This is a genomic window from Haloarcula amylovorans (assembly GCF_004681185.1).
In the GTDB taxonomy this organism is placed as follows: domain Archaea; phylum Halobacteriota; class Halobacteria; order Halobacteriales; family Haloarculaceae; genus Haloarcula; species Haloarcula amylovorans.
In genome coordinates this window covers 41,509-55,316 of record NZ_SRIF01000012.1, presented here as the reverse complement: position 1 = coordinate 55,316, position 13,808 = coordinate 41,509, and the positions used below count along the sequence as shown (strand labels likewise).

General features: G+C 56.8%; 16 protein-coding genes. 9 read left to right on the top strand and 7 right to left on the bottom strand.

Annotation, left to right across the window (positions count from 1 at the left end; translation table 11 throughout):
- Positions 1-60: 60 nt before the first annotated feature.
- Positions 61-1,131, top strand: coding sequence for an iron transporter (locus tag E4S61_RS22870; RefSeq protein WP_011222433.1), 1,071 nt, complete (start codon positions 61-63; stop codon positions 1,129-1,131).
- 60 nt (positions 1,132-1,191) lie between these two features.
- Here the strand turns inward: E4S61_RS22870 and E4S61_RS22865 are convergent, their stop codons facing one another.
- Together E4S61_RS22865 and E4S61_RS22860 are read right to left on the bottom strand one after the other, a co-directional pair.
- On the bottom strand, positions 1,192-2,703 hold the full coding sequence (locus E4S61_RS22865; protein ID WP_004594554.1) for a hypothetical protein: 1,512 nt from the start codon (positions 2,701-2,703) through the stop codon (positions 1,192-1,194).
- Complete coding sequence (locus E4S61_RS22860) at positions 2,687-2,953, bottom strand: hypothetical protein (RefSeq protein ID WP_004594555.1); 267 nt, start codon at positions 2,951-2,953, stop codon at positions 2,687-2,689. Before E4S61_RS22860 ends, E4S61_RS22865 begins: the two co-directional genes overlap by 17 nt.
- A 481-nt stretch (positions 2,954-3,434) precedes the next feature.
- On the opposite strand from E4S61_RS22860, the gene E4S61_RS22855 reads away from it, so the two are divergent.
- The 6 genes from E4S61_RS22855 (at position 3,435) to E4S61_RS22830 (ending at position 8,665) form a co-directional block, all read left to right on the top strand.
- Positions 3,435-3,839 (top strand): DUF7541 family protein, encoded by a 405-nt coding sequence (locus tag E4S61_RS22855; protein WP_004594556.1) that lies wholly within the window; start codon positions 3,435-3,437, stop codon positions 3,837-3,839.
- A gap of 20 nt (positions 3,840-3,859) precedes the next feature.
- Positions 3,860-4,048 carry a DUF7333 family protein gene (locus tag E4S61_RS22850; RefSeq protein ID WP_004594557.1) on the top strand — a complete coding sequence of 63 codons (189 nt, stop codon included), beginning with the start codon at positions 3,860-3,862 and terminating at the stop codon, positions 4,046-4,048.
- A gap of 126 nt (positions 4,049-4,174) precedes the next feature.
- Positions 4,175-6,859, top strand: coding sequence for a heavy metal translocating P-type ATPase (locus E4S61_RS22845; RefSeq protein ID WP_004594558.1), 2,685 nt, complete (start codon positions 4,175-4,177; stop codon positions 6,857-6,859).
- 1 nt (position 6,860) lies between these two features.
- On the top strand, positions 6,861-7,298 hold the full coding sequence (locus tag E4S61_RS22840) for a hypothetical protein (protein WP_004594559.1): 438 nt from the start codon (positions 6,861-6,863) through the stop codon (positions 7,296-7,298).
- 21 nt (positions 7,299-7,319) lie between these two features.
- Positions 7,320-8,255, top strand: a complete 936-nt coding sequence (locus E4S61_RS22835) for a cation diffusion facilitator family transporter (protein WP_004594560.1) — start codon at positions 7,320-7,322, stop codon at positions 8,253-8,255.
- Positions 8,256-8,257: 2 nt separating this feature from the next.
- A complete protein-coding gene (locus E4S61_RS22830; protein WP_011222432.1) occupies positions 8,258-8,665 on the top strand; it encodes a SpoIIAA family protein in 408 nt (135 codons plus the stop codon).
- Here the strand turns inward: E4S61_RS22830 and E4S61_RS22825 are convergent.
- From E4S61_RS22825 to E4S61_RS22805, 5 genes are all read right to left on the bottom strand, one after another.
- On the bottom strand, positions 8,662-9,984 hold the full coding sequence (locus tag E4S61_RS22825) for an arylsulfotransferase family protein (RefSeq protein WP_004594562.1): 1,323 nt from the start codon (positions 9,982-9,984) through the stop codon (positions 8,662-8,664). The genes E4S61_RS22830 and E4S61_RS22825 overlap by 4 nt on opposite strands.
- A complete protein-coding gene (locus tag E4S61_RS22820) occupies positions 9,981-10,259 on the bottom strand; it encodes a DUF7521 family protein (RefSeq protein WP_004594563.1) in 279 nt (92 codons plus the stop codon). The genes E4S61_RS22825 and E4S61_RS22820 overlap by 4 nt, the downstream gene beginning before the upstream one ends.
- A complete protein-coding gene (locus tag E4S61_RS22815; protein ID WP_004594564.1) occupies positions 10,256-10,633 on the bottom strand; it encodes a winged helix-turn-helix domain-containing protein in 378 nt (125 codons plus the stop codon). The genes E4S61_RS22820 and E4S61_RS22815 overlap by 4 nt, the downstream gene beginning before the upstream one ends.
- Positions 10,634-10,773: 140 nt before the next feature.
- Positions 10,774-11,001 carry a hypothetical protein gene (locus E4S61_RS22810; RefSeq protein ID WP_004594565.1) on the bottom strand — a complete coding sequence of 76 codons (228 nt, stop codon included), beginning with the start codon at positions 10,999-11,001 and terminating at the stop codon, positions 10,774-10,776.
- Between the two features lie 60 nt (positions 11,002-11,061).
- Positions 11,062-12,024: a transcription initiation factor IIB gene (locus E4S61_RS22805; RefSeq protein ID WP_004594566.1), complete on the bottom strand. Its 963-nt coding sequence runs from the start codon at positions 12,022-12,024 to the stop codon at positions 11,062-11,064.
- Between the two features lie 70 nt (positions 12,025-12,094).
- Here E4S61_RS22805 and E4S61_RS22800 point away from each other — a divergent pair, with 70 nt between their 5' ends.
- Positions 12,095-12,712 carry a COX15/CtaA family protein gene (locus E4S61_RS22800; RefSeq protein WP_011222430.1) on the top strand — a complete coding sequence of 206 codons (618 nt, stop codon included), beginning with the start codon at positions 12,095-12,097 and terminating at the stop codon, positions 12,710-12,712.
- A gap of 281 nt (positions 12,713-12,993) precedes the next feature.
- Positions 12,994-13,803: a DsbA family protein gene (locus E4S61_RS22795; protein ID WP_244621436.1), complete on the top strand. Its 810-nt coding sequence runs from the start codon at positions 12,994-12,996 to the stop codon at positions 13,801-13,803.
- Positions 13,804-13,808 lie beyond the last annotated feature (5 nt).

Below are 13,808 nucleotides of genomic sequence, written 5' to 3'. Positions count from 1 at the left end.
GGTTGACGACAGCGAGGTCGACTCAATGAATCTACCAAACATAGTATCTCAGAGGAGAACATGAATCGGAGAACGTTTCTCAAACAGGGGACTGCTCTCTCGGGGGGCCTGGTACTGTCTGGTTGCCTGGGGCGGCTCGGATTCGAGACGCAGTCTGCATGGCGTGATCCACCGATCGTGGAGGATCGACCTGACGCGGTCTACTATCCGGCAATCATCGAAGGGATGGGAATGTACGGAACGACGACGGCAGGCAGTCTCGGATTTGCACTGATGCACTCCTTCCCGCACCGTTTCTGGAACCTCACTGGCTCACGAAAGACGAAAGTCGTCGTTCAGTCGGATGATTCGGTGCATCTGATGGCGAGTGTCTGGGACACCGAGACGGAGACGATCCTCCCGGTCGACGTCTCTGTCGAAATCAGTAACAGCGACGGTCGAGTGTCCTCGACCAACCTCTGGCCGATGATCTCGCCGAATATGGGGTTCCACTACGGCGACAATATCGCTCTCCCGGGGGAAGGACAGTACGATGTGACGCTCCAGGTTGGCCCGTTGCAGACAGCTCGTACGAGTCCATTCAACGGGCGATTTACAGAGGGACAGTCTGCCACGATGCAGTTCACGTTCGATACGGATGAGACGTACAATTTGGAGATTCGCCGGTTAGGGGACAAAGCAGGCACCCGTGGGACAGTCGATCTAATGGATATGGAAATGATTCCTGAACCGGTCGTGCCGACAAAATCCGAGCTTCCCGGTCGACTACTCCACGAAGGGCAATCCGGTGACGCAACGATGCTGGTTGCTCTCGTTGACGGTGACCATCGGTTTAGTGATACTGAAGGACCCTTCCTAATCGTTTCTCCACGCACACCCTACAATCGCGTGATGCTCCCGAGGATGGCTCTTTCAGCAACACTCGACCGTGGAGGGGATACAATCACACAAGGGACACTCCAAGCGTCCCTTGATCCTGACCTCGGGAGTTTCTATGGGATGGGTATTGATGAACTCAAGACTGGCGATACGGTCAGAATCACTGTAGAGACACCACCCCAACTGGCGCGCCACGACGGCTACGAAACCGCGTTTCTCGACATGGACCCGATTGAGTTCACTGCCGAGTGATCTTTCTGGTTGAGTTCTGACCTTAGTGTGCGATCCGTTGTTCTCTCGAAACCACCAGAATCAGGGTAGATATGGGGGCGTCGCTCCTGGAAGTGAGAGAATCCAGAGGCTAATAACGGTGTACCCGATCATCACACCGATGAACGGGTACTGGCTCCGGATTGCGACGAGACGACTCGAGAAGAGTTCGTAGGCGGTCGCGTGCGCTGCCCAGATAGCGAGGAGATGCCCGATGAGCACGTAGGCGATACTCAAACCCTCGAACCACCCAGGTGGAGACAATGTCAGGGGATTCGCTGGGGGCGACAGTGGAGAGAGAATTGCCATGCCTAGAGCCGGACTGAGGGATACAGCCAGTCCGGTGTAGTGGGCGAGGTGATATCCCGCTGCGATGGCCAATAGCGAGGGTGCAAACCGAAAGGCGATACGTTTCGCTGTGATGTATGTCCCGGTCCGTCGCCGAGAGAGTACGCCCGCATACCAATACGCGGCGAAGAAAACGACGTAGCCACTGACGAAAAGGAGTGTGTAGATGAGGATCGCACGAATCTGTACGGCTCCCACTCCAATATTGGAGAGGCTGACGAGTGCCTCGGTAGTTGCTGCGCCCGTCTGCGTCGTGATGAAGCCGCTGTACGTGAGCTCCCAAATCAGCGCAATGACGAACGCAACATCGGAGGTGTCCGTGATTAAGTCTGAGTCAGTCAGGTCGCTACCGGGCAGTTTTACAGTGAGCTTCCCGTCCCGCCGTTTTACAGGGGCGACAGCCCCGAAAAATCGGAACAGGACGGATAACGGATCTGCGTTCTCGAACCACGCGTCAGGACCGAAGAGTACTGCGCCTGCGATTGTGACGGCACTGTAGCCGAGGATCGCAAGCGAAAGAATTGACGGAATCGTGCTGACAGGGAAAATCACCTCAATCCACACAAGGAGTAATAGGCCACCGACAGCTGGCCATCGGGCTAATTCTCTTGGATACGTTCTGTGTCCAGCTGGGAGAAGCGAGACGATCCCTCGCCAGGGGTTCAGTGCTGGCCAAACGTTCCCTCCAAGATACGTAAGCATCGGCAAGCCCGCTCGAACGACGACAAATGTGACGAGAATGGTGAAGCTTGCTGTCGGGAGCTGCGGTCCGGTCAGTCCGAGATACACTGCCAGTCCAAGGACGACAATCCCAAAACTACGTCCGATCCATCGAATCGGTGTCCACCAGTCGTCGACCGTCGGACCGGGGAGTGACCAGTTGTGGAGATAGCGGATAAAGGCTCGATCAGTAACGAAGCTCGCAAGTAGGGCAGAGGCGCCGATCGTGGCGCCGCCAGTGGCAAGATACAGCCATCGGGGAACGGCAAGGGTATCCCGAGGCTGCTTCGAGAGCGTCATCCCGTTACCGGCAGCGACTGTTTCGGTAAACAGCGTCAGTATCGAGACCCAGAGTACAAACTGTACGAAGAGTCTGAGCTTCGTGTTCGAGACGACCCAATGACGAAGCCTCGACCCTGGACCTGACTCTATGTGTACCTCTTCGCTTGCCCCGGTGTTCGTATCTGAGTCAGGCAAAGATAGCATACATGAATAGAAGACCGAAGTACAGGAGCACGAGGGCTCCAAGCGCTTTCAGACGGAGTGTACGCAACTCGTCTTCTTCGTCTGCTCGGGCAGAGAGGAATGCGTCCTCCTCGTCGTCATCCAGCTCTTGGGGATGTTCTAAGCCTTTGTGGAGGACGAGGCGGTCGGTCGTCGGGAACGGATGCCCACAGTAATCACACTCCCCTGCAGGTGAGTCACGCCGTGGAACCGTAGTGCCTTCGTATGACATACTCTCGAAAGCTGTTATTCGGCCGTAGGCCAGTCAGCGTTGAAACCGTTCTGGTTCGACGTTCGAACTTCTCCGCTCGCGTATCGACCTACGTGGCGTCATCAATGGCCAGAATGGTCGGTTACAACAGATCTGCTAGCGAAGAACGAAGTTGTCCAAACGCTCCCTTTGACAGCGTGGAAGTAGTCTTTTGTTCAGAGTGGTTGTCTTCGACTGGAGACTGACTCTCCGTTTCTCGCTCTTCTTCGTAGGCGTCGCAGTAGATGCACATAAAAAAGAGTAGGCAGAGCGTCTCTATAAAACCATTTGACCGTAAGATGGGATAGCGCGGAGAATCGGGACTAAGCAGTATTACCAGCTTCAGACTGTGAGGTTATACCGCACCAATATTAACTAACGGCTGAATTACAGCCATTTTCTATTAACTATAGGGGTATCAATAACAGCCGATTTATTATATCGTGAAGCTCAACTCGAGATAATGAGCGATTCCGAAGACACGGATTCAACCTTCACGGGAGCGAGTCCATGGCCACTCTTTGTCGCTATTGGATTTGCTCTCTCGGAGGTCGGTGTCGTTCTCGGCCTTCGTCCTGTCTCTGTTGCGGGACTGTTGTTGTTCGTCGGATCTGTTGCTGGCATTCTCACAGAGGCGGAGTATATTACTGAACCAGCGAAAGCAGCAGGTGTTCAAGGATTCGTCCTCTTCGGCATCGGTATCTTGCTGATCACACAGAACCAGACCGGGACGACAATCCGCGGTCAATCGATTGCGATCGCTGGTATCCTGTGTCTCGTTGGTGCACTTGTCTGGGTAGGCTTCGTTCGAAGGAAGACCCGCGCAACGGTATCGACAGCAGAGACGTCGGAAACAACATCTGATTGAGTTTCAGTAACAAACTATCGATGGAATTCGATAACACGAAAACGGTAATCGCGTTCGGGGTCCTGCTCACCCTCATAATTGGTGGGACGATGATGAGTCCGACGAGCAAAAGTACAGTCATGATGGTGAGCGTCGGCCTCGTCGTGTTTGGAGTCTTTACGCTCTTCCTCGAGGTCAAACACGGTGAGTATCGAGCAAACCATACTTAGGTCTGCATTTGAGATGAGACAACGGCCGAGTTAATAATATAGGGCAAAGTATTTATTAGGTATTGGCAGAAAATGGGTGTTTTATAGCAGTCGATTTAATAAATGTGTAGTGGCTAGGGGAGAGTGATGACCTCCCCCGACGACGATTCCCACAACAGGAGTGGTGAGCCACCGGATCGCGCCCACGAACACGAAGAAGGGTCCCACGAGCATAGTCACACGCATGACCACGACCACAGTGATCACGAACACGCCCAACACACAGAACAGGGCGTCGACGACGTTTCTCCACCCATAGACCAAGGGGACGTTGCACAATTCGCGGTCCCGGAGATGGATTGTCCATCCTGTGCAGGAAAGGTAGAGAACAGCGTCGAAAAACTGGACGGAATCCGCAGCGTCGACCCGCAAGTGACGAAAGGGACGCTGACCGTTTCATACGACGGCGAACAAACGAGTGCCACCGCGATTGCTAATCGGGTCGAAAAGGCCGGGTACACCGTGGAGGACACCGGCGAAGTGTCCTCGAAATTCACGGTTCCGGAAATGGATTGCCCGTCGTGTGCTGGCAAAATCGAGAACGCTCTCGAGAGGGTCGAGGGAATTACAACATTCGAAACCCAGCCGACGACCGGAACCGTCGTCGTCACGTACGATTCTTCGAGGACTGGAGAAGCCGATATCATCGGCGCTATCGAACGTGCCGGGTACAAGGTTACAGACACGTCGAGCGACGAATCAGGACGGCAGGACCCGACTGAGGAACGCGAGAGCATCTGGACGAGTCCACGAGCACTCAAGACGTGGATCAGCGGTGGATTCGTCGCTCTCGGCTTGCTCTTCGAGTTCTTCCTGACCGGGCAGAATGTACAGCTTGCAAGCCTTCTCGGAACGGAGCTGCTCGTCGCCGACGTACTGTTCCTCGTTGCCGTCGCGTCCGGTGGTCAGGAGATCTTCCGCAACGGCTACTACTCCGCTCGGAATCTGAACCTCGATATCGACTTCCTGATGTCGGTGGCTATCCTCGGAGCACTCGTTGCGAGCCTCGCCTTCGGTGAGGCGCTCTACTTCGAGGCGGCCACCCTCGCGTTCCTGTTCAGTATCGCCGAGCTGCTGGAGCGGTACTCGATGGATCGCGCTCGGAACTCGCTCCGGGAGTTGATGGACCTCTCACCGGATGAGGCAACCGTCAAACGGGACGATACCACGGAGACAGTTCCTGTCGACGAGGTCGCTGTCGGCGACGTGGTCGTCGTCAAACCGGGGGAGAAGATCCCGATGGACGGAACCGTCGTCGACGGTGAAAGCGCCGTCAATCAGGCACCCATCACAGGCGAAAGCGTACCCGTCGACAAGACGATGGGAGATGAGGTATACGCCGGCACGATCAACGAAGAGGGCTATCTTGAGGTAGAGGTTACCTCTGAAGCCGGTGATAACACGCTCTCGCGAATCGTGGAGATGGTCGAGGATGCCCAGTCGAACAAGACCGAGCGCGAGCAATTCGTCGAACGCTTCTCAACGTACTACACGCCAGTCGTCGTTGCCTTCGCCATTTTGACGACGGTGGGAAGCCCGTACGTTCTCGGCACGACCTGGCCCACGGCCGTCGTCTACGGGTTGACGTTACTGGTACTGGCCTGCCCGTGTGCGTTCGTCATCTCGACACCCGTGTCCGTCGTGTCGGGAATTACGAGCGCCGCGAAGAACGGCGTCCTGATCAAGGGCGGCAACCACCTCGAAGCGATGGGGGCCGTCGACGTCGTCGCCTTCGACAAAACGGGGACGCTCACGAAAGGTGAGCTCACCGTCACTGACGTCGTTCCATTAAACGAAAATTCGGAGGAAGACGTCCTCCGGTGTGCCCGCGGGCTCGAACAACGGAGCGAACATCCCATCGGCGAGGCGATCGTCGCTGAGGCCGGCAGCATGGGAGTCGCCGAGCGCGAGATCGATGATTTCGAGAGCATCACCGGCAAGGGCGTCCGGGCCGACCTCGACGGGACGCCCCACTTCGCTGGCAAGCCGGGGCTGTTCGAGGAGCTGGGATTCGACCTATCACACGTCCACGCGACCACTGACGGCGGTGTCGTCACCCAGACAGCTCGGCAGATATGCGACCGGAACAACTGCCTCGACCTTCTCGACGAGACCGTTCCCGAACTCCAAGCAGAAGGGAAGACCGTTGTCCTCGTTGGAACCGAAGACGAACTCGAAGGCGTCATCGCAGTCGCCGACGAGATCCGACCCGAAGCGAAGCGAACAGTGACGCGACTCAAGCAACTCGGCGTCTCCCGAACGGTGATGCTGACGGGTGACAATGAGCGGACTGCCCGCGCGATCGCCGAACAGGTCGGCGTCGACGAGTACCAGGCCGAATTACTCCCCGAGGACAAGGTGACGGCGATCGAGGAGCTCGTCGAGGAGTACGACGGCGTTGCGATGGTCGGTGACGGCATCAACGACGCACCGGCGCTCGCCACCGCCACAGTCGGCGTGGCGATGGGGGCTGCCGGGACTGATACCGCATTGGAGACCGCCGACATCGCCTTGATGGGTGATGACCTCGCAAAGCTCCCGTACCTCTACGAACTCGCACACGATGCGAACGGGGTCATCCGACAGAACATCTGGTCGAGTCTCGCTGTCAAAGCCGGGCTGGCAGTCGCAGTCCCGTTCGGATACGTCCCGATCTGGCTCGCCGTCCTCGCTGGCGATGCCGGAATGACGACGGCCGTCACCGGGAACGCGATGCGACTCTCTCGAATCACGCCGGAGACAGACACCGAAACCAGCGCTTCGGAGGGGTAAGATGGGTGCAGAGAATGAGGGAAACGCAACATCCCATACGGAGGCAGATCAGCAACGATACCCGTTCGGACTCTCGTCTCCGCAGTTTGCCGTCCTCGTTGTGCTCATTGGGCTCATCGGGCCCGGTTTGTTGGTATACACCTTCGAACAGGCGAACCTCTCTGCAGTTGCTGACCTCGTGTGGATCGTCGGCTATGGCACAACCGTATTTGTGGTTTGGTTCATCTGGCTTCGTCCGCTCGATTTCGCGGGCTCCTCCGCCCAAGATACATCACTCTCCGAAGAATCGGAGCGGTCCAAACCAGAACCGGAGGGAGCCGATGAGGAGATTACCTCTTCGGATAGCACTGAATCAACGGCGCAGGATTCGATGGTGACGAGTGAAGACGGGGCCCAGGAATCTACCCAGGAACAACCGGAATCCTCAGATTCGAAATAGAACCCCCTCTAATGTGAACTTATGACCCTTCACGAGCATACTGATGAGGAGACCGCAGAGCACAACCTCCCGTCTAAATCAAGTGGCAGTACGCGTCGGCTTGCGCTCGTCGCGGTCGTCAATTTCTTTGGATTCGTCATCGAACTGGCTGGTGGACTCCTGTTCGGGTCGGTCGCGCTTATCAGCGACGCACTCCACATGCTGTTCGATATGCTGGCGTACGCGATGGCGTTCGGCGCGAGCTACACCGCCGAACGGTTCGAGGGTGGCGAGGCGTGGTCGTACGGTCTCCACCGACTGGAGCCGGTTGCGGCCTTCCTGAACGGCGTCTTGCTCCTTCCAATGGTCGGATACATCGTCTGGGAGTCCTACCAGCGGTTCCTTGAGCCAGTGGCGATCAATCCCGAGTTGACGCTGATCATCGCTACGGGTGGCCTGCTGGTAAACATCGGCTCCGTGTACGTGTTGCAGGGTGGTGAGATGAGTCTCAACGAGCGCGGGGCGTTCTACCACCTGCTCGGTGACGCCGGTGGCTCTGTTGCGGTAATCGTCTCGACCGCCGCCGTCGCAGTGTTCGATCTCCCCATCGCAGACCCTGTGGCGGCCGTACTCATTGGGCTGCTGGTGCTCGCGTCGGCCGGGAACGTCCTCCGGGAAAGCACCTCGATCCTGTTGGAACGGAGCCCGGTGTCGTCCGAAGAACTCCGGGATGAATTGACGACACTCGATGGCGTCGACCAGATTGAGGATCTCCACGTCTGGCAAGTCTGTAGTCAACTCACCGTCGCAACCGTCCGACTGACAGATACGTCGACCACACTCGAGGAGCAACGGAGAATCCAGTCACGGGTTCACGACTATCTCACGAATCGAGGAATCGACCACGCAACCGTGGAGCTCGTCGGGCGTACCGATCCCGATACTGACCCTGTCGGTACGACGAATCACTCCCACTAACGATGTCCCACACAGCACCCGATCAAATGTTCGAGGTGTTGGACGAGACGAACGAGAACCTCATTGCGATTCGCGTCGGGAAGGGCACGCGAACAGGCTATCAAGAGCTGTACTCACTCCTCGTCGAAAAGAGCGATAAGCACGGGTACATCCACGTGTACGAGGAAGTTCCGAACTGGACGTTCAGGGCGTTTCTCACACACCTCCACGGGGTGGTTCCCGATCTCCGGTACGGCCCTGAGTTCGATATCGACCGGTACGCCGCAGTCGGCGATACACGATGGGCAAAACTCCTGTTCGACTGGTGGTATGCAATCCGACCGATCTGGCCAGTCGCCCCCAACGAAATGCGATATTTCGACATCAAGAAACGCGAGCGAGCTCTCGACTGGCTTCGAGAGGAAATTTAGTTACGAATACGATCAACTCCGCCGACGACAATGAGGAGTGTAGAGACAAGCGTCAGTCCAAGTTGTGGTTCCCGGAACCAGAATGGCGTTGACGGAACGACTGCCCGAAGCCCGACCAGCAGTAGTGAGAGAACCGGCACGCCGGCGTCAGGGCTGTCGACGCTGCTTCCGTTAGTCGTGTACTTCGGGGCTCCGACAGACTCACCGTAGGGCAGTCGGTCGGCTTCGTATGGGATACGCTCTGTTCGAACGCTCCAGACGACAGTCCCGGATTCGTCGACCTCTACGAGTCGCCGGTTGAGCGTGTCGGTGATAAGCGTGTTTCCGTTCGGGAGGCGATCCGCATCCCGGGGCCAATCGAGCTCGACACCCGCTGCCCGATCAAGAGCCCACGCTGGCTCCCATTTACCGCCCTCCGTTCGATGCAGTTCCACGACTCGGTCGTTCTCGCTGTCGGCAACGAGGACGGCACCATCCCCGAGCCACTGGGGGTTGTGCTGGTGGTTGAGCACGTCGGGGTCACCGCATCGAATATCGCCATCATTGTCATAGTCGTTCAACTGGCCGGATTTCCGGCAATTGGCATCGTTCGAATCGGTCGTATCCTCATTGATAACCTCAACGACGCCCTCGCCGCGCTCGATAACGAGTAGCTGGTTGGCATTCCGTACTGAGACGAGATAGCGCCCAGAGCCGATGACGTCCACGTCGTTGATGTGCAGCCAGTCGGTCGTCGTCGGATCTTGTGGGGCGTCGTAGAACGAACTCGCATTCCACTGCCACGTGACTTCGCCGTTCTTGACAGTAAAGATACGCTCGTACTCCATATCGGTGACCAAGTATTCTCCCGATTCGAGTCGTTCGACATCGTGGACTTCGCTGTTCTTGTTCGTTCGCACCGGGAAGCTATACTCCGAAACCACCTGCAGGTCTTTCCCGGGGTCAATGACTCGGAATCCCGTTCGGGTACAGGGAGACTCGTACGGTCCGCACGAAGCGTACCCGCTGTCCATGAACCCGGCTAACACTGTTCCGTTCTCCGTTTGTGTGACGTCAAAATAGCTATCAGCACTCGATTCACGCCAGGTAGTGTTCGTCCCGTTGAGAAGATAGACGCTGCCGTATTCGTGCCAGCCTGGGCCACCCCCCTGAGACCCGACCAAGGTTCGGGACGTCTGGTCTGTCTCCGAAGCCGTCCCAATCGCAGGGGCGAGCATTGCACTGCTAACAAGCGTGAGAACGAACAGAACAACGCCGAAAAGGATTAGGTAGCTACCCCGACGGAGATCAGGAACGGCAACATTCGGAACGGGGTTCATTTCTGGATATACAGCGAGTACATGATGACCGCGAGGCCAAGGGCGACGAACAGGCTGTTGATGAGCACGCCGAGGGCCAATCCGACAGAAAAGAACTGGTTGGCCACGCCAGTTAGAATTGCCCCGAGTGTGATGATACCGAACCCGACACCAAGGACACGTAGCGAATCCGCACCCGTACGTCGATAGGCTTTAAATGCAATATAGGTAATCCCGCCACCGAGAAGCAGGATTACGAACTTGACGACTGCAATCGCCGTGATGACGCCGTTCATACTTCGTCCCCCATCATCGACCAGATATCTGCAAGCCGTTCGTCTGTAGATTTCGGCGGCCGATCGACGCTCACCGAAAACGTACCTGTGTCGTCCATAGAGATCGTGACGTCCTCGAACGACCGCTCGTAGTAGGTAACCCGTCCACCTCCGGGGTTGATCGTCTCCTGTTCTCGAACGAGGGAAGCGGAACTGAGGAGTTCTAATTTTCGATACAGCGTCGACTTGGGGATGTCACATGCGTCGAGGAGTTCGTTCGCAGTCATTGGTTCGATAGTTTCCTGGAGAATAGCCCGACACGCGGGATCATCCAGCGCATCAAGGACATCCTGTACCTCCGGAGTGTCCTCGGACGACACTGAATCATCTCCCATTATTCGATAATACGTGGTCCTCGGGATATGGTGTCCGATTGCTGGAGAGGCATCCCATTGGTCCCACGAACTCAGTCGGGATCGTGGTTCCAGAGTCATGACGGTCGATCCATCGAAAGAGGGGAGACATGGTGACACAATTATGAATCGTGCTGAATTTCGAGTCGTTGTTCGCCTGCGTCTGTGATCTCGTAGAGACCCCTCCCCAGTGGAACAATACAGCCCTCACTATGGAGGTGAGCACACGTTTGGTCAATGGTGATCGGGTGTCCATCGACGGCGTTAGTGATCTCCATCACATGGCACGGTGACTCATCAACGAGCAGCTCCAATATCTCGACCTCGGTCTGTATTGAGAACTCGCTCATGGTAAATATCGTATCATGACCCACTCAGTAGCTGGATTTCGCCCGGCAGGGGCTATCCGGTCAGTCATACTGCGCGTACACCTCGAGAAGCTCTTGGTATCGATTTCGGATCGTGACTCGACTGACGTGGGCGACCTCACTCACCGTCTCCTGTGTGAGCTGTTCGTTCGTGAGGTGGGTCGCAGCATACAGAGCGGCAGCCGCCAACCCGGCTGGACTCTTTCCACTGTGGACGGCATTATCTGTAGCTACCTCAAGCAGTTCTCGAGAGCGCCGTTCTGCTTCGTCGCTCACGTCGAGCGATGACGCGAATTGTGGAATATATTGCATGGGATCCTCCGGCTCGATCTCCAGCCCAAGTTCTCGGGACAGATATCGGTACGCTCGCTGGATCCGGATTTTCTCGACACGGCTGACATCGGCGAACTCCGTCAGCGGCCGTGGCATTCCGTGCTGTCGAGCAGCCGCATACAACGACGCCGTCGACATACCCTCGATCGAGCGACCGGGGAGCAGGTTCTGCTCCACAGCACGCCGGTACAGGACGCCTGCAGTTTCCCGAACCGATTCAGGAAGTCCCAGAGCGGACGCCATGCGGCTGATCTCCCCGAGCGCTTGCTTGAGATTCCGCTCGTGAGCATCCTTCGTACGGAACCGCTCGTCCCACGTCCGGAGGCGCTGTAATTGAGCACGTTTGCGACCAGAGACAGCCTGTCCGTAGGCATCCTTGTCCTGCCAGCCGATAGTCGTACTCAGACCCTTATCGTGCATCAGCTGCGTCGTCGGAGCCCCGACCCGACTCTTTTCATCGCGTTCCTCTGAAGTGAACGCACGCCACTCAGGACCGTGGTCGATTGGATTATCTTCAAAAACCAACCCACAGCTTTCGCAGGTCGCCTCACCGCTGTCGCTAGTCCGTGTAATATGACCCTGACACTCGGGACAGATGTTGTCGTTGGCAGACTTCACCTCGCGGTCGCGTTCATCTATTGACCGTTCCTGGGTATGTTCTTGAGCCATCATACTATTGGCATATAGGGGTTTTCCCTACAAACCGTGTGTCTTCTTAACAGTATCATGAGACGGCTCCTCAATGAATAGCAGGCGGTGTCCCACTCGCTGGGAATCCGGCTTAACACTTTGTCTCCAAGACATCAACTCGTCACACCGCAAGTCAACGTCCCTACCCAATATTATGTCTCAAGCCCGACTCCGCAGGCACGATATACGAACCGCGATTTCAAGGATTCCGGTCGAGTACAGGCATATCGCCAGTTTGACGCTACTAGTGACGTATATTGTGATGCTTCTTGGAGCCTACACCAGTGCAATCGGTGCTGGACTTTCCTGTCCCGATTGGCCGACCTGCTACGGGACGTGGGTCCCCTTCCTTCAACCCGAGATCATTGCTAACTCGCCATACTCTGCACTCCAAATCTTCGCTGAGTGGGCTCACCGTGGACTGGCGATGACGGCCGGGGTTCTGATCGTCGGCACGACCCTTGGAGCGTGGGTGACACACCGTAATACCCCGATTGTCAAATGGTCGGCCACGGCCGCTCTCGTCCTCCTTCCGTTACAGGTTATCCTCGGAGGATTGACCGTCACGGAAGATCTCCAACCGACCATCGTGACGACGCATCTGGGCGTGGCAATTCTCATTCTCCTCTGTCTCCTGACGACCTGCCTCGTCGCATATCTCCGCCGCTGATGACCCCTTGCGTATAACACAATGCCACAGATACCGACGATTCAGCTCACTATGAGAGCAGAACACGGAGCCTATGAAATCTACACTTGGAGTAGTGATCACGAATGACTGCCCATACCTGCCCGATCTGTACAGATCAATTCGAAACAGCTGGAGCAGCGCGTGACCACACATGGAACGTTCACAGCGCCTGCCATTATTGTGGCGAACAACTCGGTGACGAGACTGACGAGCAGCTCTACAGACACTGGCTCGTCGCGCACCCCGACGACCTCTCAGGTGTGGATTACAAACGGGCTGAGACAGCCGTTGATTCACTCACGTTCTCAGAGCGGCTCTCCGAGGGAGGTGTTGGAGCTGCTGTCGGAGGACTAACCCGCCGACAGCTTCTCCTCGGCGGTGGTGGTGCCGCCACTGCCGGTCTCGTGATCGGCGCCACCGCTCTCTCTAACAATACGAGCACTGAGCCGGATGACGGCGCGACTGCTGGAGGTGATACGGGTGCCGTTACCACTGCCCCGATTCCCGACTCGCCTGGAGACTTCCGCTATGCGACGATGGGGTCTGCTGATGCCGATGTCATGGTCACATACTTCGGGAGCTGGAAGTGTCCGTACTGCGCCCAGTTCAGTACGGAGATGCTTTCACAACTCGTGACGGACTACGTGGAACCAGGAACAATTGCGCTCGAGTTCCGCAATCTGGCATATATCGGTGGCGACCCATTTTTGGGCCCCGATGCACCGGCAGCCGGTCAGGCCGGATTAGCCGTCTGGAACACCGACCCAGCCTCATACTGGGCGTTTCACGAATACGTGTTCGGGAATCAACCACCCGAGAGCGACCAGTGGGCGACCGCCGAGAGATTGGTCGAGTTTGCTCAGGCCGCAGGCGTCTCCGAGACAGCGTCGGTCCGCACGGCCATCCAAGAAAATCAGTATGACGACGCGCTGCGGGCGACTGACAGGGCTGCGAGCGATGTCGGTGTCGATGCCACACCCACGCTCCTCATCGATGGCATGACGGTCAATCCACTCGGAAACGAAGAGCGAGTAAGACAGCTGATCGAAGATGCAGCTGGATCAAACTGAGTCAT

Excerpts from the sequence above, each read along its gene's own strand:
- E4S61_RS22820 (WP_004594563.1), bottom strand. The coding sequence starts at position 10,259 with ATGAACGGCGTCATCACGGCGATTGCAGTCGTCAAGTTCGTAATCCTG.
- E4S61_RS22825 (WP_004594562.1), bottom strand. The coding sequence starts at position 9,984 with ATGAACCCCGTTCCGAATGTTGCCGTTCCTGATCTCCGTCGGGGTAGC.
- E4S61_RS22810 (WP_004594565.1), bottom strand. The coding sequence starts at position 11,001 with ATGAGCGAGTTCTCAATACAGACCGAGGTCGAGATATTGGAGCTGCTC.
- E4S61_RS22835 (WP_004594560.1), top strand. The coding sequence starts at position 7,320 with ATGACCCTTCACGAGCATACTGATGAGGAGACCGCAGAGCACAACCTC.
- E4S61_RS22860 (WP_004594555.1), bottom strand. The coding sequence starts at position 2,953 with ATGTCATACGAAGGCACTACGGTTCCACGGCGTGACTCACCTGCAGGG.
- E4S61_RS22845 (WP_004594558.1), top strand. The coding sequence starts at position 4,175 with ATGACCTCCCCCGACGACGATTCCCACAACAGGAGTGGTGAGCCACCG.
- E4S61_RS22800 (WP_011222430.1), top strand. The coding sequence starts at position 12,095 with ATGAATAGCAGGCGGTGTCCCACTCGCTGGGAATCCGGCTTAACACTT.
- E4S61_RS22805 (WP_004594566.1), bottom strand. The coding sequence starts at position 12,024 with ATGATGGCTCAAGAACATACCCAGGAACGGTCAATAGATGAACGCGAC.
- E4S61_RS22840 (WP_004594559.1), top strand. The coding sequence starts at position 6,861 with ATGGGTGCAGAGAATGAGGGAAACGCAACATCCCATACGGAGGCAGAT.
- E4S61_RS22830 (WP_011222432.1), top strand. The coding sequence starts at position 8,258 with ATGTCCCACACAGCACCCGATCAAATGTTCGAGGTGTTGGACGAGACG.
- E4S61_RS22865 (WP_004594554.1), bottom strand. The coding sequence starts at position 2,703 with ATGCTATCTTTGCCTGACTCAGATACGAACACCGGGGCAAGCGAAGAG.
- E4S61_RS22855 (WP_004594556.1), top strand. The coding sequence starts at position 3,435 with ATGAGCGATTCCGAAGACACGGATTCAACCTTCACGGGAGCGAGTCCA.
- E4S61_RS22815 (WP_004594564.1), bottom strand. The coding sequence starts at position 10,633 with ATGGGAGATGATTCAGTGTCGTCCGAGGACACTCCGGAGGTACAGGAT.
- E4S61_RS22850 (WP_004594557.1), top strand. The coding sequence starts at position 3,860 with ATGGAATTCGATAACACGAAAACGGTAATCGCGTTCGGGGTCCTGCTC.
- E4S61_RS22870 (WP_011222433.1), top strand. The coding sequence starts at position 61 with ATGAATCGGAGAACGTTTCTCAAACAGGGGACTGCTCTCTCGGGGGGC.